Source organism: Acinetobacter calcoaceticus (assembly GCF_900520355.1).
GTDB classification, from domain to species: Bacteria; Pseudomonadota; Gammaproteobacteria; order Pseudomonadales; family Moraxellaceae; genus Acinetobacter; species Acinetobacter calcoaceticus_C.
Window position 1 is genome coordinate 2,950,643 of sequence record NZ_LS999521.1, and the last position, 20,741, is coordinate 2,971,383.

Consider the following 20,741-nt stretch of genomic DNA (forward strand, 5'->3'; position numbering starts at 1 on the left):
ATAAATTTAATTTTTTATTATTTTAAAGAAACCATGACCACGAACGGCGTGATTTGCTTAATTTTCAGGTCTGGAAAAACCGTAGCCAAAAGTTTAAGCGATTCTGTGGTTTGATCTAAAGGCAACACCGCATTGACCCGCACATGTTGCAACGCTGCATCATTAAAAATAATTTTGCCTTTGTAGTTGCGGTCTAGCTCTTGTAGCACTTGATTCAATGGCAAGTTTTCTACCATAAGCTGATGCTTTTGCCATTTTTGTTGTTCGTTATAAACATTCAGTGCAGGCAGTTTTTGTACGCCATTTTCGTCCATTTTAATGGCTTGCCCTGCTTCAACAATCGCCTGACGAGTCGCATGCAATTGGATGGTTTTAACCTGTGTCGCTTCTACTTTTACCTTTGAGTGCAACATCTTAAGTTCGGTTGCCGAAGGGTCATAACTGACGCTAAAAGCTGTGCCGAGTGCCTGAATTTGCCCATGACTGGTTTTGACCAAAAACGGTCTGGTCTTATCTTTAGCCACATCGACATAAATTTGACCTTGTACCAACTCAACCACTCGCTGATTGGTTTTAAAATCAAGATTGACTGCGCTTTTACCGCGTAAAATTAAACGTGAACCATCTGGCAAGGTTTGCGTGGTCCACTGCCCCGATTGCCCTTGAATATCAGCCGTCACATAGGCCACTGTAGTATCGGTTAAATAAAATAATGCCCCACTAATAGCAACAAACACAACGGCAAAAGCTGTTCCTGCACGTAAATGTTTATAGGCTTTGCCTGAGCTTAGGCCAGCTTTAAGGGCAACTTTAGTGACTTTTTTATGTCCGCTGGTTTGGGAAAGTTTTTGAATTGAACCGATACACTGTTCTATGTCGGCAGCCACTTGGCGATGTTGCTCACTGTTTTTTTTCCACTCTTCAAATTTTTGTTTGGCGGTTTTTCGCAAGCTTTCATCATCCGAACTCAGTTGAACAATCCAATGCGCGGCTTCTTCAACCAGTTGGTGATGTTTGCTTTTATCCATGGCCATTTAAATGCAAGCGTCCATGTCTTGTCGATTTTGGTAGCATTGAATTAAACAGCTCGCCAAATATTTTTGAATCATTTTGGTCGATACATTTAATTGTGAGGCAATTTCTTTATGGGTATAGCCTTCGAGGTAATGCAAAATAAAAGCTTGCTGTGCTTTTTCGGAAACCCCTTCGAGTGCTTTGCAAAGCTGGTTAATCGCTTGAATAATTTGCATTTGGTCTTCGGGTGAAGCCACCGCTTCAAGCATATATTCCATTTGACTCAAGCCATCTAAATAGGCCTGTTCAATGCGTTTACGGCGCACTTGGTCAATCAGCAGGTTTTTAGCAATCGACGTTAAATAGGCGCGTGGTTCCTTAATGCCAAATAACTCGTCTCTGGTTTGTAGCAGTTTAATAAATGTGTCCTGAACCAGATCTGCGGCCTGATCAGTATTACCTAATTTTTGTCTCAACCATTGATGAAGCCAGTTTTGGTGACTTCTATATAACTGATCTACAAGCAAAGAAGTTTTGTTCACAGCAATTGGACTCAAAACAAGGAACTCACAAATGATAATAATTATCATTTAAACAAGTCAAGCAATAATTCAAGTAAAACTTAAATCACTGTTTAATAAATTGAATTAATTGCTCCCTTACTTTGCTGCACTTCTCTTAAAGCAAATGAGCCAGATTTTTAATTTCTTCCATCACTGCCTTACAAGCAGGCGTTAAATAGCCATGCTTAGAAATAGACAAAGAAATATAGCGCTTTAGCTCAGGACTCATAATTTTTGCCGCTTGAATTGAGGTGTATTGGCTGGCCTTTTTTAAAGCTTGCGGCCCCAGCATGGTGTAAATGCCAGATTCGGAAACCAAATGGGTTTGTAAACTAATCGAGTCAGCTTCAAACACAATATTCAGCTCTACCCCATTTTCATAAGCCATATGGTCTAAAAAGTTTCGCCAGTTACTTGGTCTGCAAAACGTGACCAGCGGTAACTGATTTATTGCTTTAAAGTCGACTTCATTTGCCTGAGTGAGCGTGTCTCCTTCACAGCCGACCAAATAGGTATCGGCTTCGGTAAGATAGACATCGCCGTGCTTAGGCGTCGGGTTAAACCGATAGAGTATGGCTAAATCGACGCTGCCATCTTCAAGCCATTTTTCTAAATGCACCCCTTGCCCTTCACGCACCGACAGTTTAATTAAGGGATATTTTTGTTGAAGCACTTTGTACAAAGTCGATAGCAACGGATGTGCAGTAGACGGCAAACTGGCAATGCGAACCGTACCAATCGGTGTATCGGTCGAGTGCAAAATTTCATTATTAAGTTGGTCGGTGACGTTCAGCCATGAACGAATTTTAGGAAGTAAATGCTGGCCTAAATCGGTCAGCTCGACGCCGCGTCCAGTTCGGTTAAACAAACGACCACCACATTGCGCCTCAAGCTCATTCATTTGCCGACTTATTTGCGGTTGATTGGTGTTATGCAGCATGGCGACTTTGCTTAAGCTACCGAGTTCCACCGCGTCTAAAAATATTTTCCATAAATCATAATTCATCGATTCTTCCTAAATCGTAAACTAGCACTTTTGAGCTATACATTTTCAGTATAACTGAAATTCAAGAATTGGTAATTCCTACATAGCTCGCCTATTTCTATACTCCAATCATGTTCTCTACAACACGATTTAAGTCAGATTAAGAGCCAGAGAATATTTAATTACACTGTATAGGAAGTACGATTATGAGTTTAGATTTACGTGGATTAACCCCAGCACCTGTGACTCCTTTTACCCGTGACGGACAAGTAGACCATGATGCAATTCAACGTTTAGGTTCATGGTTAGGCAGTATTGATGGTGTGAAAGGCTTGGTTGTTCTTGGGCATGCAGGTGAAGGAACATTCTTGTCTCAAAAAGAACAAATGCAGGTCATCGAAAGCTTTGTTAAATCTGTAGATGACAAAATTCCGGTAATTGCAGGGATTACACTCGAAGGTACTTCGGTTGCAGCAGAAGAAGCAAAACGTGCAGTGAGTGCGGGTGCTTCAGCAGGCTTAATTTACCCTTCACATGGCTGGCTGCGTTTTGGCTATCAAAAAGGTGCACCGCAAGACCGCTATAAAGCGATTTATGAAGAAAGTGGTTTGCCATCTATTTTATTCCAATATCCAGATGCCACTAAGGCCACTTACGACCTAGACACTCTACTCGATATTTCTGCACAGCCGGGTGTGTTTGCCATGAAAAATGGCGTGCGTAACATGCGCCGTTGGGATGTCGAAATTCCAATTATTCGCCGTGAACGTCCAGACTTACAGATTTTGACTTGTCACGATGAATATTTGCTTCACACCATGTTTGATGTAGACGGCGCTTTGGTTGGCTATGGCAACATTGCCCCTGAGCTTTTAATTGAAATGATTAAAGCAGGTAAAGCCAAAGATTACGCCAAAGCACGTGCACTTCACGACCAACTTTTACCAGTGACTCGTAATGTCTATCACCGTGGTTCACACATGGAAGGCACGGTCGCGCTTAAACATGCATTGGTTGCTCGCGGAATTTTGGACCATGCCACTGTGCGTTCGCCTCTGCTTCCACTGGCAGATGGGGCTGAACAAGAAATTCATGATGCGATGCGTCAAGCCGGAATTGGCAAGGTCGATTTAACCCAAGCCGTTGCTTAAATTCTATTCGGGCTAGCATGTACGCTAGCCCTTTTTTCCTGTACGCTGCCTGAGGCCAAACATCGGGCATGTCACTTAAAAACAATAATAAAAAGCATGCAAACTGTGGTGAACAGGTAGTGCGAAATAGAACAAAAAAACTACGAGGAATGTAGTCATAAGGAGATAGAAGATGACAAATCTAGCGGATGTAGAACCAATTAGTCATCATCAAAAAAATGCGGAAATTATTGCAAGACTCGAACGGCTTCCAGTAACCGGACGATTGCAATTTATGCGAATTACCATTGGTATAGCGACTTTTTTTGACGCCTATACTGTTCTTGCGATTGCCTTTGCTTTACCCCAACTCATTACCGAATGGCACCTCACCCCTGCCTATGTCGGTGCGATCATTGCTGCGGGCTATGTCGGGCAACTGGTCGGTGCTATATTTTTTGGTTCACTTGCCGAAAAAGTCGGTCGCTTAAAAGTACTGTCTTTTACCATTTTACTGTTTGTGGCAATGGACATTTCTTGTCTGTTTGCTTGGAGCGGAATGTCTCTGTTAATTTTCCGTTTCTTACAAGGCATAGGAACAGGTGGCGAAGTACCTGTTGCGAGTGCCTATATTAATGAGTTTATTGGTGCAGAAAAGCGCGGTAAGTTTTTCTTGCTCTATGAAGTTTTATTCCCGATGGGCCTTATGTTTGCAGGCATGGCAGCATTTTTCCTGATGCCAATTTATGGCTGGAAAGTCATGTTTATTGTGGGCCTCATTCCATCTTTACTGGTCATTCCTTTACGGTTTTTCTTGCCTGAGTCACCACGTTGGCTTGCCTCAAAAGGCCGTTTTAAAGAAGCTGATAAAGTTGTCAAAAGTTTTGAAGACGGTGCCATTAAAAGTGGTAAAACTTTGCCTGAACCTGTGGTTAAAGACATTAACCCGCAAGGCATGGCAAAAACCGACTGGCGTGAGCTGTTCCAAGGCATTTACCGCAAACGGACCTTTACCCTGTGGGGCATGTGGTTCTGCGTCTATATGATTAACAATGCCATGGTGACTTGGCTGCCAACGCTCTACAAACAACACTTTGGACTGTCGCTTCAAACCAGTTTGGGTTATGGCTGGATTACGTCGGGCGTGGGTGTGATTGCCTCTATTATCTGTGCGTTAATGATTGATAAAGTCGGCCGCCGTCCTTGGTACAGTGCAGCGTTTTTCTTGGCAATCATTCCACTCATGAGCCTATCGATTTTAGGTGCAAAATCGGCGATGGAAGTTGTGATTTTGGCAACGCTGAGCTATGCCATTTTGCAGACCATTTCATTCTCTTTATACCTTTACGCTGCCGAACTTTACCCTACTCGCCTACGTGCCATGGGCATTGGTTTTAGTACCGCTTGGTTACGTGCCGGTTCTGCAATTGGACCTGTTATGGTCGGTCTGGTGGTCGGTGGCTATGGCATTCAATATGTGTTTAGTGTGCTTGCCGTCGTGGCGCTCATTGGTGGCCTTGTGACCTTCTTGTTTGCCATTGAAACCAAAGGCCAAGTGCTCGAAAAACTCTCTCCTTAATTCATCCATTTCATAAAAAGCTTGCCTAACCTCAGCGTTAGGCAAAGGGCTTATTCATGCTTAAAAAAGGAATTTAAAATGAATAAATATTTGCTATGGGGCTGTATTGGTTTAGGCAGTGTGAGCAATGCTTATGCAGAACTTCCTCAAGAATTTGGCAATTTAGAATTAAAACTTAACACCCGTTACTGGAACGATGAAGGCACTGCCCACCCCACGCTTGCCAACCCTTCACCTTCATCAAGTGAATATGAACAAAGCGCTTTAGGGCTTGAGTTAAATTACCAGTCACCGTACATGTGGGACTGGCTTGGGGTAGATGGCTCACTCTATGCAGTCACCAAGTTATTTGACTCTGGCAAGCCGAGTGCTCAGCTTTTAGAGGTTGAAAATAACGGCAAGCTCGATCAAAACTTTGCAACTTTAGGGCAGCTCTACATAAAGGCAAAACTGGGCGATAAAGGTGAAATTAAATTAGGCCGCCAGTTGCACGATTCGGTTTTACTCAAAAGTACCAATAACCGTGCAGTGCCCGATACCTTTTCGGGTGCGAGTGGTCAGTTTCAACTGAATGACCAACTACAGACTTACATGGCTTACTATGACCGCTGGAAACCGCGCAGCATGGATAGTTTTGAAAAACTCGTGACTGAAAATGACGAGCACATTGATTATGTTGGTTTGCTTGGAGCCAAATATCAGTATAAAAACTGGAGCTTGAATGCCGAATATTTAAATAGCAAAGATTATTTAAAAAAGTACGGGGCGATTGCTCAATATAAGTTGCCTTTGCATGGCTTGGTGTGGACATTCAACACAGGTGCTTTTTTCTCGCGTGATGATGGCAAGCTGTTTAAGTGTGGTGCCGAAACCGAGCTGGACTGTATCAAAGGCCAAGACATTAACAACCGTGGCAATGGTTATTTTGTTGATGTAAATGTAGCCAAGAATAATCTCGAAGGCGGCATTGCCGTTTCAAAGTTTGATGGGTTTTGGATTGAAGATAACTTTGCCGTGCACTCGGCCCGCAACTCTGTTTTAACCCAAGACCACGGTACTAACCCGTTTCCGACCTCTGCGACCATTGGCCCTGACTTTACCCATAACGATGAAACCGCCGTTGCCCTCCGGCTGAAATATAACTGGAAAGACTATGTGAAAGGTTTAAAAACCGAGGCGAAGTATATTTATGGCTTTGGCGCTCACCAAAGTAACATCAGCAGTGATATTGAGGGTAAAGAGCGTTACTTTGACTTTACAGTGAGTTATGCCTTGCCGTGGGTAAAAAACTTAGATGTGCGTTATTCATTTTTGCATTATGAGTCAAAGTTTAAAAATGCAGACCTAGGTGAGAAAATAAATGGTATGACCCGTAAAGATTGGGACCAGCACCGTGTATTTATTAATTACCGTTATACATTTTAAGAACAAGTTAAACGTTTAGTTTAGCTTTATTATCCTTATTAATTTACTGCTTTAAATATATTAACTTTTGAGTTTAATTAAAATATAAATTTATATTTAAAATTTTTATAATATTTTATTTAAATTGACCTGTTAAAAACTTATGATTATTATGGTCTCGCTGGCACACATTGCCAGTCGGTTTTGACAGACCGAGTATACAGCGTATCAGGTTTATACTTCCTGAGTATCAGACTTGTGCGCAACCTGCACCTCCCCCTTACCGTTGCGGTAGGATGATCTGACCCCATAAAGTTGGACAGTTAATTAAGCAGTTTTTAAAAACTGATTTCTATATTGTACAGGGGATAAACCTTGTAGCTTCACCTTGATTCTCTCATGATTATAATAATGAATGTACTCTTTTACAGTTTTCTCTAATTCATCAATTGATTGAAATTTTTCACCATGAAAGCATTCCGATTTTAATATTCCAAAGAAGCTTTCTATTACAGCATTATCCAAACAATTTCCCTTACGAGACATACTCTGAATTAAACCATGTTGCTTTAATTGCTGCTGGTAATGGGCCATTTGATATTGCCATCCTTGATCGGAATGGAGAATTGGTTTTTCATGTCGCTTAAGTTTAGCCAAAGCATGAATGAGCATCTCTTTTACTAACTCATAATTGAGTTTGCGTTGGATTCGGAACGTAATAATTTCCCCATTAAATAAATCTATAATTGGGGATAGGTAAAGTTTTTCACCATTCACATTAAATTCCGTTACATCAGTTGCCCATTTCTGATTTGGCCGATTTGCTTTAAATTGCCGTTGTAAAATGTTATCAGCCACCATCCCGACACAACCACTTTTATATGAGCGATATTTTAGTGCTCTGATCCTTGATTTGAGTCCCATAGTTTTCATGAGGCGATATACGCATTTATGGTTAATCATTATTCCTGCACTTTTCAAAGCAAGAGTAATTCTACGATAGCCGTAACATCCTTTGTGCTTGTGATATATCGACTTAATATTTTGTTTTAGCTCAGTATATTTATCATTGGAGCGTAGAGCTTTCATGTGGTAGAAATAAGTACTACGGGCTATCTTCGCGATACCGAGTAATAGTTTCAATGGATAGATATGCCTTAATTCTGAAACAACCTGAACACTGTCTGCGGTAGAAATTGAACTTAAGTACGCTGCTTCAGTTTTAAGGCTTTTAGCTTTTTTAAGAAAGCGACCTCTGCGCGCAAAGCTGTAACCTCATCAATGAGTTCTTGTTGAGACTTGTCTTTATCATCTCTGATTGGCTTAACTACTTTGATTTTATCTTGCCTAGTCATATTGGTATAAGTCCGTTTAGTATTAAAACCAGCAATCCCTTCTTTATGATACTGAGCTAACCATCTTCTTAAAATTGACGTCCCGCTCAGATTTAATCGTCTTCTTACTTCTCTTACGGGTATCTTATCAAGAAGCATTTGTATCGCATTGATTTTAAATTCTGGAGAATAATAAGTCTTTTTAATTTTAACATTAAGCCCATCAGTACCATGTGCTTTATAGTTTTCAATCCATAACCAGATGGTTTGGAGATCTACATTAAACTCTTTGGAAAGAATTTTATAGCCTTTACTCCCATCTAAATAAGCCTGAATTACTTTTAGTTTTAACTCTTTTGAATGCTTTGGAACTGGCATAGGACACACCTTATAAGTTTAAAGAGTCTAACTTATGGGGTGCAGTTCAGGACGGGAGGGGGACGCGCTTGCGCGTGCTGGTGTATACCCAGTCTGTCAACCCCTTCTCGTTCTACCACCCAAATCAATTGACGGTGATTTTCGGTGGTAGAGCTCCATAAATTTTAAGGAGTTGACCATGCCAATATATAAACTTATTCCCTTTCCCCTATAAAATTTTATTTATTTAAAATTTAGGCCTTCTCTCACCTAAAATATTTTAAATTTATAAATAATTTTATTTTAAACTTTTAATCATTTTATTTTCCTGTATCACAGGTGGGTTAACTATTGCCTTTAAAAAATGATTTTAATACTTTAAATATAAGCGGCTTATTTTTTATTAATAACCTAGTAAAAATTATCACGAGAATAATATAAAACTTTATAAACCTATTTTGGCTTTAAGCCTTTTAATAGGCGATTACGGTGTTTCTGGTTGTGACATTCACACTCAGCAGGATTTTGAAGAAATATGCCTGTCTGGTGGGCACACCCAAGCCAGTTGTGACTGTATTTACCAACGGCTTGAACAAATGTATTCGCATAAGCTCATGCAACGTCTAGAACATGTCAGTTTGCAAAGTCCTGCTCTCCCACAGGACTTTGCCCCTACTTTTTTTAGTGTGATGCGGCGGTGCGATAAAGAAGACATGGGCTAAGCGTTTGGCTTAGCTCCCTTATCTCTGTGTCGCAATGGTGGATGACTTTAAATCAGCGCAAAAAATTAAAGTTCTGTTGTGGCACGGGGGCCAGCTTATAAGAGAGTTTGATGCAATTGTATCTGCCTCCCATTTCGACTACTCAAAATGAAATAGATTCGATCAATTGGGTGTCAGGTATATAGAATAAAAAAACTCTTCACTTGGGGAAATGAAGAGCTATAAACTGAATACATGTATAGTATCCAAAGTCATCTATGATCTCTTTTAAAAGCGTTTTAATTTAAAAAATTAATTAACCAATAATAGAGATTTTTTAATTTAGTCCAAAGGCCATTACTAGAGTAATCATATTGGTTAGTACCACAATATATACCTTTTTCAAGGTCTGCTTTAGCTTCTAATAATGTTATGTGACCTTCTGAAGTCTTATGTACACAAATTCTTTGCGTATATGATTGGTCTGTTTCAAGAATAACATCATATGGTAGAGACTCTTTAAATTCGGATGGTTTAATTTTAATACAGTTTTCTTCAATAACAGGCATTTTAAGATTCAAATAAGTTTTTGAATATGAAGAGTGAAAAGTATTAATTCCATCTACTTTACCCATATAAATTAAGGTCTGATTTTCATATGCTTTGTCATAGCCTCCTTTTGTAAATACACAAAAATTATTGTCTTTAATTTTTACATATAATGTTGAACCAGGAGAAGCACTAACAGAATTACTCATAAAAAGTAGTAAATAAAATAATTTAATGGAAATTATTTTTAAGATAATCTCCAAAATATTAGGGCTGCGGTTAAGCATCTGCGTAATTTTATTTACAACATCATAAATCATGGCATTTTTGAATAAATGCGGAAGTGTTTTCATTTTGTTGCTTAGTAAGAATTTTATCTTTATGCAAACAAAAACCTACTGTAGTGAATCCAACACCAGTTTTATTTAATCCTTGTTCACCTAGCAACATATAATAAGCATGATTTTCTACAATTTTTTTTGATTTATAGTTCTCAAAAATAATCTCTTTCACTTCCTTATTAATCTCTTTAGAAACAAATAATCGTTTATAAGTTATGCCATCTGATTCAAAATTTTCATAGTCATTAATTTCATAATGATAAACCAAAACTTTTTTATCTTTCGGAAATGAGAAATAGAGATTTCCTTGATTACTAGAAACAACAATATCAGTTTTTATACTATTGTGACTTGTACATCCAATAACTAGAAAGGTGATAAATAAAATAAGAAGCGCGTTAAGTGATTTCATATAAAATACTTTGGAATTTAAAGCTCTAAAACAAGCTAACTAACCAATAATAGGAATTTTTTAATTTAGTCCAAAGGCTATTGCTAGAGTAATCATATTGATTAGTACCACAATATGTACCTTTTTCTAGGTCTGCTTTAGCTTCTAATAATACAGTTTTTCCTTCAGAATTTTTATTTACGCATACCCGTTGATTATATTCTCCATCAGTTCCAAGCCAAATGGAATAGGGCAAATTCTCTTTAAACTCTGATTTATTAATTTTAATACAGTTCTCTTCAACAATAGGCATTTTAAGATTCAAATAAGTTTTCGAATATGAAGAATGAAAGGCATTAATTCCATCTACTTTCCCCATGTAAATTACGGTCAGATTCTCATATGCTTTGTCATAGCCTCCTTTTGTAAATACACACACATCATTATCTTTAATTTTCACATATAGAGTTGGATATGGGGAAGCACTAACTGTACTACTAATAAAAATCAGTAAATATAATAATTTCATAGAATATTAACTCTTCGGCAATAATGATTTATCATTAGGATTTTCTAAAAATTCTTTTAAAGTATATAAAACATAAGGTTCTAATTTAAGGCTAAGTCGATGATGGGGTCTGTGGGGATCTGCATATTTTAAAAATTTAGCATCAAAATAAAGTTCTATTATACGTCCTTGTTGTTCATAATTGAATTCATTAAATTTTTTATACAAATCTCTACCTCTTAAATCTGTTGCATATGGTGATATATCTTCACCTCTACTTGCATCAGGAGAGCCAACTGTTTTGAAATATTCACCACGGCAGACACGTTTTACTTTATTCATACCTTGAAAGCCTAATGCATTCTGCCAGACATGTGTTACCTCATGCATAAACCAATGTCTCAATGGTGGATCTGCTGTAGTAAAATCCTCATTATCGTTATAATCTTTTCGTGGAAGAGTAATAATATGACCAAAAGGAGTGATAGCATTACCAGATAAACTCTGTACAAAACCTCCCATAACGATCCAAATTTTTTTATAATCAATCGAATCTTTAAAGACTGATTTACACATTATAATTTCTCTATCAGTTAGCCTTCTTCGTGTTACAATATTTATTGTTTTTGTTGGCGCTGGTCCTTTCTTCCTCATTTCTTCTAGTGTTTCACTCATTGAAAATATTTTTTCACGAGTATCAATTTCATTCTTATTTGTAAAAATATCAGCCATGGTCATGTTCCTCATATATGATATGAATTTGGATTTCTTCTTTATTTTCGCTAGTAATTAAATCTGTAAAGCCATTTGCATCCGTTTTCCCATGAATAATATTTCCACTTTTCTCTATTTCATAACATACATTGCTTAAAGGTTCTCCTGTAAGCTCATCTTGTAATAAGAATCTCTGACCATATTGAAGGGTAGGAACAAAACTAGAAGTATTTGTATTATCAGATGATCGGCTATAAGGACTACCACTCTCTCCTACAACATAAGACTGTTGTGGTTGAATAGTTGCGCCACATGATAATTTATCACCCACATATGCTACTGGTTTACCATCAAAAATCACATGGTCATGACTTTTAATAACTACAGACCAACACCTGCATTTAGGGCACATATGACCATCACCAGCTCTAACAAACAAGTTTCCCATTTGAGAACTTCTCGATTGCGTAGATGGAATAATTCCACCATGATCAGTAATAGCATTGTGAATCGCAAAACCTTTAGCCATAGCCTACACCTTAAAAATTAGTCATGACTCAAAAAGTTTTGAGGTAAGGGCTGATCTTTGTAAATTCTGATCGCAATAGTAGTATTCGGACTCTCAATAATTTCATCCCCATTTTCTAAGCGACTGCCCACTAGAGCCACTGGTGCCCCATCAGCAATAGATGCTGTACCTGCACCAGAGATGATTTTGGAGGTTGTGCCATCTGCATAAATAACCTCATCTCCAACACGGGCAATAGATAATCCTTTAATTTTCGTATTAGTAGAAGATGCATTAACTAAACCATCGTTCTGAGTTTTAGCACCATGTACAGCCACGTAGTAAATAATATGAGGTTTATTATTCCAATAGAGTTTTTCAGCATTAGAAATCTTTTGAATATCATTTTTTGAAAGCTTTTCTAATTGTTCAATAGGAAGGTCTTGTAAAAAAATAGGACTTGTCATTATGATTCCAGCTATCATTTCTAATACAATAATATCAAAACTTACTTAAACTAAAAAATAACTTATATGTAATCATATAAAATTAGTATGTTAGAAAATTATTTAAAATTTCAAAGCAAGTCACCTTTATGTCAATAAAAGATTTCTTTATGAAAGACTATCCCTCTAAGAGATATTTTTTAATTAGCTTAGCCCTATTCATGTTAATAATGGCTTTAATTGCTTACTTTGAGGGAAAGTTGGGATTTGAATATGTATTTTCACTTATTGCAGGGTACGCCTTAATATTTTTTATTTTAAAAAATACAGCATTACCACTTTTTCCCCCACTTACGGAAAAAAGTAGTGATGCAAACGCTATGGCTAGAACAACAATAGCAATTGTTTACATCCTTGCTTTCATAACTCTAACTATTTCTTATTTTTTATAATTTAATTACTCTTCAATTTTCTTGCTTCGCTCTACAGTAATATAGTCATTAGGAATCACTAACTGCTTTTCAATATTCTTTACCTTATAAGAAACTAAAGTGCTTTTACCAATGCCTTGAAATAACACTTTAACATCTTTAAAAATAAAGGTTTTATACTGACTCAACTCTTTAGTAGTTGATTTTGGTAATTCAATTAAATTTGCATAAGGCTCTTTAATATACAAGGTAGCTTTTTCTATTCTTACCCCAGTATTTTGCATTGTATAATTTAAGAAGACTTTACCGACATCGCCAATGAGGATCAGGGGTACAAGCGGAGTCAAGCTAATAAAAAAAGCTATTTCTAAGCTATCTTTAACATGCGTTTCTAATCTCTTTAATTTTTTTCTTGCGAATGCTTTTAGATTTTCACTAGCATTAGGATCATCAACAATATCTGCTAGATTTTCAAATTTTATATTAAATTCTTTAATCTTCTGCCGATTCATGTAAAAGGGATAATACGCAAAGGCGATAAAAAATACGGTAATGCCTATGTACAGATTGACTTTCCAATGTAATAAAAATATACCGTGAATAGCATATAGAAGATAAAGAGAGCCAATTAACGTAATAATATTAATTTTTGGTAAAGGAAGTTTTTTCCCAATTCTAATATGGGGTGGCAAATACTTATCAACCCAGCTTAAGACAAGATATGTCACTGGAGCTAAGGATGTGCCAAAGAAAAATAGCATAAGCCCTAATACAGCGTAAGCAATAGAGAACGCGGCAAAAATCAGTAAAAAAATAAGTGTATCGCCAAAGCTAATTTCCGACGGGATATAGCCAATTGTTAAAAGATACACAACTAAGCACAACACCCCTATTGCAACTATCGCTTTAGTCATTGTCAGCGCAACTTCATGCCACTGCCCCAGATTATGTAAATATCTCGTTATTAAGTTGTTCATTTGATCTAACCAAATTTTATAAGTTATTTAAAAATAGATGATTACCCTTTTCTTAAACCGCTCCCCAGCGGAGTAATCATCTTTTGAAATTTCCCCAAATTTCAGAGTATGTTTTCACATGCTGTTCAATAATGTTCTCTCTTTAGTACACTTATCCCTGCTATATAATGCTTTGGGTAAAGAAAAATAAATAAAAAGAAAGTGGTTACTTTGATGCACCACTTTTATTGAATAATACTATGAAAAACTTATTCCATTACTAACTCATTTTCCTGAGTATCAATCATAGTGGTACATTCTAATTCTGAATCTAGCCAAACTTTATACTCAACATCCTGAATCAAACTACTCATTCCATGTGTAGGTTTTATACCCATTGAATCGAGCTTTTCCTTTAATGAAATAACCATGTCCTCACGCTCAATTGACCAACTCGATGCAAAACATCTCCAGAACGTCCAACCTGCTCGTTCTAATGCCCGTTGACGAGTCATATCATCATGCCATTGTTCTGGTCCATGATAGCTATCTCCATCACATTCAACAGCTAAACGCTGATCACCATCAGATTCAACGACCAAATCGATTCGATAGCTACCAACTTTAACTTGAGGAGTAACGGTGTATCCCATTTCATGCAATACGTTAAATACAGATTTTTCAAACTCCGATTCACATAACTCTAATTTTTCTTCAAATGATACTTTTTGATCTTCTTGCACATCATAAAAGTGGTTAAGTAAATTCAATCTTAAATCTTTTGGAGATATATGATCACGACTTATAGAGTGTACAAGATACATACGTTCACGTGCACGGCTCGCAGCAACATTAAATCTTTGTTCATGATCAGATCGACTTAAAGCATGACAATTCTCAGGATCGGCTACCATAGATAAGAAAATAATATCTCTTTCTGCACCTTGAAATGCTGATGCATCTCCACATGCAAACTGTACTTGCGTAAGAACACCTGCACCAAACTCATTCAAGGCTTCTAATTGAATAAATTCAGCTTGTGCTGGTCCTAATAAAGAAATGACACCAATTGATCGGTTAACATATCTTTCATCTTTCAGAATCAGCTTCATCTCTTCAATAATTGCTTTCGCTTCTATCCGATTAATATGTTTACTATTCTTGGTCTCCCTGCATCCTTGTGGCGTATAAACTGCAACAAGAGCTGGGCTCAATTGCTCAGACTTCTTTGATAATCGCATTGGCTTAATACGGTTATCATAAAAGTTCTTATTACTATAGCTAATGATTGCAGGGTGACAACGAAAATGCTCAAGTAGCATTACACTTGACTCATAAATTGAAGAAGCCATATCGTACAATGACATATCTGGTGTTAAATATGCAGCATGTGGCTGGCCATGTAGATAACGATTACGTAGTACATCAATTTGAGCACTTGCAAGACCTACATTGCTTGGAGAAACTTGCTTATTATCTCCTACGACTAATAACTTTTTAGCGCGCATTAAAACAGGTAATACATCAATTGATGACTGTGATGCCTCATCTACAATAACTAAATCGAAAAGTCCCAATTCAGCGGGCATAGACTCTGATACTTGAAGATGTGACATAACCCAACAAGGTATAGCTGCTGTTGCCTCTTTCAAAGCCACTTGTGCATCTTTTCTATATCGTGGGGCATTCTTACCAGTTCCTTTACCATAGTGCTGAACAGCAATTTTATAGCGCTGTAATGCAACTAATATCTTATCTGAAGCATTTTCCTTTAGCGCTAACCATGTTCTATTTGCTGACAATTGCGCATAATTTTGAGATAGATTCTTCTCGTAAATACGACGGCGCGTGTAAAAATTTTCAATTCGACTTGTATTGCTAATTGCAATTACATAAGTCTCAAGACGCTTCCACTCCCAAGCCTCAATCAATGTATTACGTAATACAGGGTCCTCTATTTCTTCAACATAAAGAACTCCTAGAATATCTTTACTAAGGGTCACAGCATTTGTTTGACTAAGTTTAATACTCGCAGATTTAAGTCGATCAAAATCTTCACCTAGATCTTTTAAATGCGCCAATTGCTTTAATAAATCTGCATAATTTTTCAGTTCATTTTCACTTAATGAACCTGTATCAATCTGTGATATGAGACTTTTTAAATGAATCGATATTTCATTATCGAACTCTGTTAGATAGAGAATTTGATCAGACAACTGTATTTGGTAAATTTCTAAGTCAAATATTTTGAGTTTCTGATCCAACAACTGTATCAAGTTATCAATATTTTTAGATAGTCCATAAAAATCAAAAGTTTTAGTCCTATTAAAAACTTTTAGATAATTAGAATTAAATATATCTAAATACTTGTGTTTTAGGTCTAAGCATTTTTGAGTTCTATTAATAAGATGCATAAATTCTTTTAATATTTCATCTATACCATGATTATTTAATTCAATTAAAGGAATGTCTAATTGAGCTGCAATACTATTCCATTTGCTCATAAAAATATTAAGGGTCTGCTTTCTATCAACATAATCCTTAACTTTTTTCCATTCCTCTGATGTATCAGGATATTTTCCAGAAACTTTAACTGACTTAAATAAGTTTTGTAATTCAGAAGTTCCAAAATGATACCAACTAAATGGCTTTCCTGTCTCAACAGCGCGTTGAACAGCTTCATATTCTTTAGAGTTTGGCTGTATTTCGAAATTTACCTCTATAGGGTCTATTAATAGATTTTTTCGGTATTCCAATAAAGGTTGAACTTCTTTGATAAGGTTTGTATAGATATCTAACTCCATACCCTTATCTTCTAAATTTATTTTCTTAAAATAACTCAATAGCCATGCTTCTGCATGATCAAGAATGAGGTTGAGATCTTCCAAATAAATTCTTAACCAATCTTTCAGAGCATTAATTTCTGTTTCAGAAATATTATCCTTAAAACGATGTTGGTCGTTTTGTTTTAAAAACTCTTCAATCGCATCTTTCTCTTTTAAAAACTCATTTAGTTTTTTTAGACTGGTCGAATCTAACAACTTTTCAGAAGCAGGTAGAGGACCATAATTTATATATATTAAGTCTTTACCTATTTTCTTTCTTGAATCTCTCAATTGAATCAGTTCAACTTGAGAAAAAGGAAATCTATCTTTTTCCTCCAGAGTTAATTGATCTGTAAACCATGAGTAAGATGTTCTACTATCTAATACCTTCTGTACGATATCCATAGGTAATTTTTTATTACCATCTACTTCAATATTCTGATAATGCTTCTCAGCAAAGTTATATATTTCTCTATCAATCAGAGCCATTTCATGATGATTTTGATCTATTTGTTGTTTTAAAGCGTCAATTGTTTTCCGTACTTCTGAAACATTCATTTGGGTAATTTTTTGCACAATTAAATCGATAGAAGATTCAAGCTGATTTTTACTTTCTTTACTTGAACCTATTCGACTAACTACCAAAGGTTTTAACTCATCAGGAATTTTGTCATGTACTGTTTTAAGAACATGAGATTGTTGTGCCGTTACTAGTACCTTTTTACCATTGGCTAAATAGTGACAGATAATATTAGCAATGCTATGTGTTTTACCTGTGCCTGGAGGACCTTGTACTACAACACCACTACTAGTTAGCAAATTTTGAACAATAGTGATTTGCTCTTTATTGTAAGGAAGAGGGAAATAAAGTTCTTCAACTTTTGATCCAAATCCTTCTACGCCAGAACGTCCCCTAAAACTGTAAATCTCTTTTTCAGTCGTATCATTATTTAACTCGGTTACTAATGATAAAGGTTGTTCAGGAATTGCTACTGAAGGATCACTGAGTTTAGTTTTTAATAATTCAATATCATCACTTAAAATAGAATTCCTTTTAGGACGACTAAACAATACGGATGTTAAATTAACTGCTAAATTCTTAGAAGGTATAGCTCTATTTTCTGGCTCAACAACTATTCCTTTTGAGTATATATTTGTAGTAAAAGCTTCAACTAGATCAGAGTAAGTCTCACTTGCAAATAGTTGCAATGAGCGCCCATTATTTAAATTTTCTTTTAAAGCTAATTTCACCTTTCCTGAGATAGGCAAATCATCTTCTAACAAGATGGCATCCATTTCTATATTAGCTTGTGTATCTTTAGCGCCTACACGTATCAATCCATTTTTTTCTATTTCCATTTCTAATGGAATAGTAATTAATGGATATGAGTAAGATTTATGAGTAGTTGGAAGCACCCAATCAACTAAACCAAAGCCTGCAACAATTTCTTCACTATCGGCTGTACCACCTAAGTTAATCGCGGTATTCCATGAGAATAATTTGTCATAAACAAGAATAGATTTTTTAATTTCATCATTGTCTTGTTTCCATTGTTCCCAAGTATTCTTATAGTCTTCGAATTCCTTGAATAGCTCATAAATTATTTCAATTTTACTAACTAAATCATGTGCCACAAGGTGATATGGCAATGGGAATTGATGAACTTTTTTAAGTAATAGTATTTTGTTGATGTTATAAAAATTAAGAGTGGGCTCAGCTTCAATATCAACTAAAATGTGAGAAGTTAGCAATTCAGAGGGAATAGGCATAGCCGAAAGCTGCAATCGTTCAATTTGGAACCACCAATCGCCGTCATTTAGTACTTTTAAACCACGTAACTGTTTCAATTCATGAGAATAAAATCTATTGCCATTAATTTCATACTGGATCTTTTGTGTATCTTTAGCTTGATGAGATACATAATCTAACAACTGAACCAGTTTGTTTTTAGCAATATTGTTCAATTCACTTTCACAGTTCATCATTGGTCTTTCTGAATTTTGATTTGAAGATATTATAGCCAAAGAATAAAAATGTTTTTAATATTTTAGAAATTAAATTTATATTGATTAAATAATAAGAGCTTTTTTGAGAATAAATTATTACTTAAAAGAGTATAACGTTAACATAGCCCATGCCAACGTTATTTTTAACTTCAAATTAATTTGTATACTGCCATCTAACAACTTGATCAAATTCATCTTTATCTTGATAGTCTTCACGATCGGTAAGCGTTTTAGTAGTGTTAAATAGAACCTTTCCAGATAAATAAATTGAAATTATTTCGAATCCATCAGCATCAACGCCTTGTATTTCAACAGTGACATCTTCATCGGAATATTCACTATCTTTAAAATTAGTAATATCAGCTTTGATCGCAAATGAAACTTCATTATCCTCAAGATTAACTTTTAAAACCTTAGTAGCAATGTTATCAACCTTTACAGACATACTCCCTCCAATTTAGATAGTATTGATTAAAATTAATATCTTACCATCCATTTATCATTTTAATATAACAATAAGTTTTTTACTTCTTTTTATAGATGGATGTTTTTTTTCATATTTAAGACTCATAGCATTTATAAAATATATTTCACAAAGTTGAAACCACAGCATAAAGTAAGTCAATTATTAAGAAATACTAAACATTAATAAAATCTTAAACTTCCCCTCCTATTTGATAAATTAAACTTAGTTTAAAATAGAAAGTAATTTATTCCATTGATAGCCCTTATCCAAATCAAAAGGGATAACTCTCAATGATGCTGGTGTATCTTTTAGATTAAAACTGAAGGATAGTTCCTCTGAGAATTTCCTCTCTTGCCTTGGGTAAACTAAAATCACTTCACTTGCATGATCTAAATAATAATAGCTATAGGCAAACATCTGTTGTACATCCCTATCTTTCAATCCAAAACGGCGAGTTTGATCATTTTGATTTAATAATTTCCATTTAGTATCTAAAATAATTTTTTTTCTAGTTTTCTTATGTTGAATTTGGATATCAGGTCTTAATCTAAAAATTGGCCTATTCTCATAAAGACAAATATGCTGACTTGATACCTGTGTTCTTACTTCCCAATCGTTTAATTCTCGACATAAATGATAAGCAATATAATGCTCAAAAAGTTTTTCCATAGGAAATAGTAAGCTCATCCCACGCCAACCACCATGAGTAGATACAGGCATATATTCACTTAAAATCAACTCAGTCCATGGTTTTATCTCTGCATATAGTGCGAGTAAACGCCCTGACTGCCATTGCTTGAAATCTTGAACTATATTTTGACTCTTTGGAATTTCCCCCGTCATTAAGCGAAGCTCTTGAGCAAGTTTCCAGTTTTTAGCACTTCGTGTTTTTTTACAAACGACTTCTAATGCTGTTTTAATTAATCTATTTTCAGGGCGATTAACTTCATAGATGTCGTGTTCAATAGGAAAAATATGCTTTCTTGCTGGAGATTGTCGCATATGTTTCACATGCCGTAATTGTCCTCTCAAGTGCTTTTGTTCTTCTTGAACACGTTGATAATCAAAGCGCAAACCACATTGAATAAGTTTTTCAAAATTATAAAGAAACTGTTCTATGATCCACTCATGTATAGGTTGTTTAAAGCAACTTAGGCTAGCTTCCCCAGCATCACGATATGGTAAATGTAAAGATACTTTGAGCATCTTTTTTAAGAGCTCACGTTCTTTTTCAATCGCAGTTTCATTGGATTCATTAAAAGTTATATCAACATGCTTGGGCAATATTTCAATACGCGTACCACACTTGGTTTCAATAACTCCAACATATTGATCTAGTCTGAGCTTCCTACGCCCAGCCAATTCAAATACTTTTGCACCATGTTTAGAAAATGAAGCCGAAAGTTCACATAAATGATCAAAAGCGGATTCAGAAATATAAGCATGGTCTATTGTTGATTCAGGACATCCAATATGTGCAACGCTAATGTACGCATATTCTCTGACAGTTATCAGATCAGACATTTTCGCCC

Annotated in this window: 20 protein-coding genes; 5 read left to right on the forward strand and 15 right to left on the reverse strand. The window is 35.9% G+C overall.

The annotated features are described in order from the left end of the window. Positions 1 to 17 precede the first annotated feature (17 nt). The 3 genes from AC2117_RS14150 to AC2117_RS14160 form a co-directional block, all read right to left on the reverse strand. A complete protein-coding gene (locus AC2117_RS14150; protein WP_133974960.1) occupies positions 18 to 1,034 on the reverse strand; it encodes a FecR family protein in 1,017 nt (338 codons plus the stop codon). Next, complete coding sequence (locus AC2117_RS14155; RefSeq protein ID WP_133976381.1) at positions 1,035 to 1,556, reverse strand: sigma-70 family RNA polymerase sigma factor; 522 nt, start codon at positions 1,554 to 1,556, stop codon at positions 1,035 to 1,037. It abuts the gene before it with no gap. Positions 1,557 to 1,692: 136 nt separating this feature from the next. Then, on the reverse strand, positions 1,693 to 2,583 hold the full coding sequence (locus tag AC2117_RS14160; RefSeq protein ID WP_133974962.1) for a LysR family transcriptional regulator: 891 nt from the start codon (positions 2,581 to 2,583) through the stop codon (positions 1,693 to 1,695). A 185-nt stretch (positions 2,584 to 2,768) separates the two neighbouring features. Between AC2117_RS14160 and AC2117_RS14165 the strand changes: the two genes are divergently transcribed. The 3 genes from AC2117_RS14165 (at position 2,769) to AC2117_RS14175 (ending at position 6,696) form a co-directional block, all read left to right on the forward strand. Beyond that, the gene (locus tag AC2117_RS14165) at positions 2,769 to 3,713 is read left to right on the forward strand and encodes a dihydrodipicolinate synthase family protein (RefSeq protein ID WP_005042407.1); all 945 of its coding nucleotides are present in this window, start codon (positions 2,769 to 2,771) and stop codon (positions 3,711 to 3,713) included. A 172-nt stretch (positions 3,714 to 3,885) separates the two neighbouring features. Continuing rightward, positions 3,886 to 5,271 carry an MFS transporter gene (locus AC2117_RS14170; RefSeq protein WP_133974963.1) on the forward strand — a complete coding sequence of 462 codons (1,386 nt, stop codon included), beginning with the start codon at positions 3,886 to 3,888 and terminating at the stop codon, positions 5,269 to 5,271. A 78-nt stretch (positions 5,272 to 5,349) separates the two neighbouring features. Further along, a complete protein-coding gene (locus AC2117_RS14175; protein WP_133974965.1) occupies positions 5,350 to 6,696 on the forward strand; it encodes an OprD family outer membrane porin in 1,347 nt (448 codons plus the stop codon). Between the two features lie 306 nt (positions 6,697 to 7,002). Here AC2117_RS14175 and AC2117_RS14180 read toward each other — a convergent pair whose 3' ends face one another. Continuing rightward, entirely contained in the window at positions 7,003 to 7,872 is an 870-nt protein-coding gene (locus AC2117_RS14180; protein ID WP_227549250.1) for an IS3 family transposase, read from the reverse strand. 5 nt (positions 7,873 to 7,877) lie between these two features. Next, on the reverse strand, positions 7,878 to 8,387 hold the full coding sequence (locus AC2117_RS14185) for a helix-turn-helix domain-containing protein (protein ID WP_133974967.1): 510 nt from the start codon (positions 8,385 to 8,387) through the stop codon (positions 7,878 to 7,880). Positions 8,388 to 8,803: 416 nt separating this feature from the next. Between AC2117_RS14185 and AC2117_RS14190 the strand changes: the two genes are divergently transcribed. Then, positions 8,804 to 9,088, forward strand: coding sequence for a hypothetical protein (locus AC2117_RS14190; RefSeq protein WP_133974969.1), 285 nt, complete (start codon positions 8,804 to 8,806; stop codon positions 9,086 to 9,088). Positions 9,089 to 9,366: 278 nt separating this feature from the next. On the opposite strand, the gene AC2117_RS14195 is transcribed toward AC2117_RS14190, so the two are convergent. From AC2117_RS14195 to AC2117_RS14220, 6 genes are all read right to left on the reverse strand, one after another. Continuing rightward, entirely contained in the window at positions 9,367 to 9,852 is a 486-nt protein-coding gene (locus tag AC2117_RS14195; protein ID WP_133976382.1) for an NF045616 family extracytoplasmic (lipo)protein, read from the reverse strand. 73 nt (positions 9,853 to 9,925) lie between these two features. Continuing rightward, entirely contained in the window at positions 9,926 to 10,369 is a 444-nt protein-coding gene (locus AC2117_RS14200) for a hypothetical protein (protein WP_133974971.1), read from the reverse strand. Between the two features lie 25 nt (positions 10,370 to 10,394). Beyond that, positions 10,395 to 10,877, reverse strand: a complete 483-nt coding sequence (locus tag AC2117_RS14205) for an NF045616 family extracytoplasmic (lipo)protein (protein ID WP_133974973.1) — start codon at positions 10,875 to 10,877, stop codon at positions 10,395 to 10,397. 6 nt (positions 10,878 to 10,883) lie between these two features. Beyond that, positions 10,884 to 11,588 (reverse strand): hypothetical protein, encoded by a 705-nt coding sequence (locus tag AC2117_RS14210; protein WP_133974975.1) that lies wholly within the window; start codon positions 11,586 to 11,588, stop codon positions 10,884 to 10,886. Further along, entirely contained in the window at positions 11,581 to 12,099 is a 519-nt protein-coding gene (locus tag AC2117_RS14215; RefSeq protein ID WP_133974977.1) for a PAAR domain-containing protein, read from the reverse strand. The genes AC2117_RS14210 and AC2117_RS14215 overlap by 8 nt, the downstream gene beginning before the upstream one ends. A 17-nt stretch (positions 12,100 to 12,116) precedes the next feature. Then, a complete protein-coding gene (locus tag AC2117_RS14220) occupies positions 12,117 to 12,545 on the reverse strand; it encodes a PAAR domain-containing protein (RefSeq protein ID WP_133974979.1) in 429 nt (142 codons plus the stop codon). Between the two features lie 128 nt (positions 12,546 to 12,673). Here AC2117_RS14220 and AC2117_RS14225 point away from each other — a divergent pair, with 128 nt between their 5' ends. Then, positions 12,674 to 12,976: a hypothetical protein gene (locus tag AC2117_RS14225; protein WP_133974981.1), complete on the forward strand. Its 303-nt coding sequence runs from the start codon at positions 12,674 to 12,676 to the stop codon at positions 12,974 to 12,976. Positions 12,977 to 12,981: 5 nt separating this feature from the next. Here AC2117_RS14225 and AC2117_RS14230 read toward each other — a convergent pair whose 3' ends face one another. The 4 genes from AC2117_RS14230 to AC2117_RS14245 form a co-directional block, all read right to left on the reverse strand. After that, positions 12,982 to 13,932 carry a hypothetical protein gene (locus AC2117_RS14230; protein WP_133974983.1) on the reverse strand — a complete coding sequence of 317 codons (951 nt, stop codon included), beginning with the start codon at positions 13,930 to 13,932 and terminating at the stop codon, positions 12,982 to 12,984. Positions 13,933 to 14,180: 248 nt separating this feature from the next. Next, positions 14,181 to 18,722: an AAA domain-containing protein gene (locus AC2117_RS14235; protein ID WP_133974985.1), complete on the reverse strand. Its 4,542-nt coding sequence runs from the start codon at positions 18,720 to 18,722 to the stop codon at positions 14,181 to 14,183. 175 nt (positions 18,723 to 18,897) lie between these two features. Beyond that, positions 18,898 to 19,188 (reverse strand): hypothetical protein, encoded by a 291-nt coding sequence (locus tag AC2117_RS14240; protein ID WP_133974987.1) that lies wholly within the window; start codon positions 19,186 to 19,188, stop codon positions 18,898 to 18,900. A gap of 243 nt (positions 19,189 to 19,431) precedes the next feature. Continuing rightward, entirely contained in the window at positions 19,432 to 20,733 is a 1,302-nt protein-coding gene (locus tag AC2117_RS14245; RefSeq protein WP_133974989.1) for an McrC family protein, read from the reverse strand. Positions 20,734 to 20,741 lie beyond the last annotated feature (8 nt).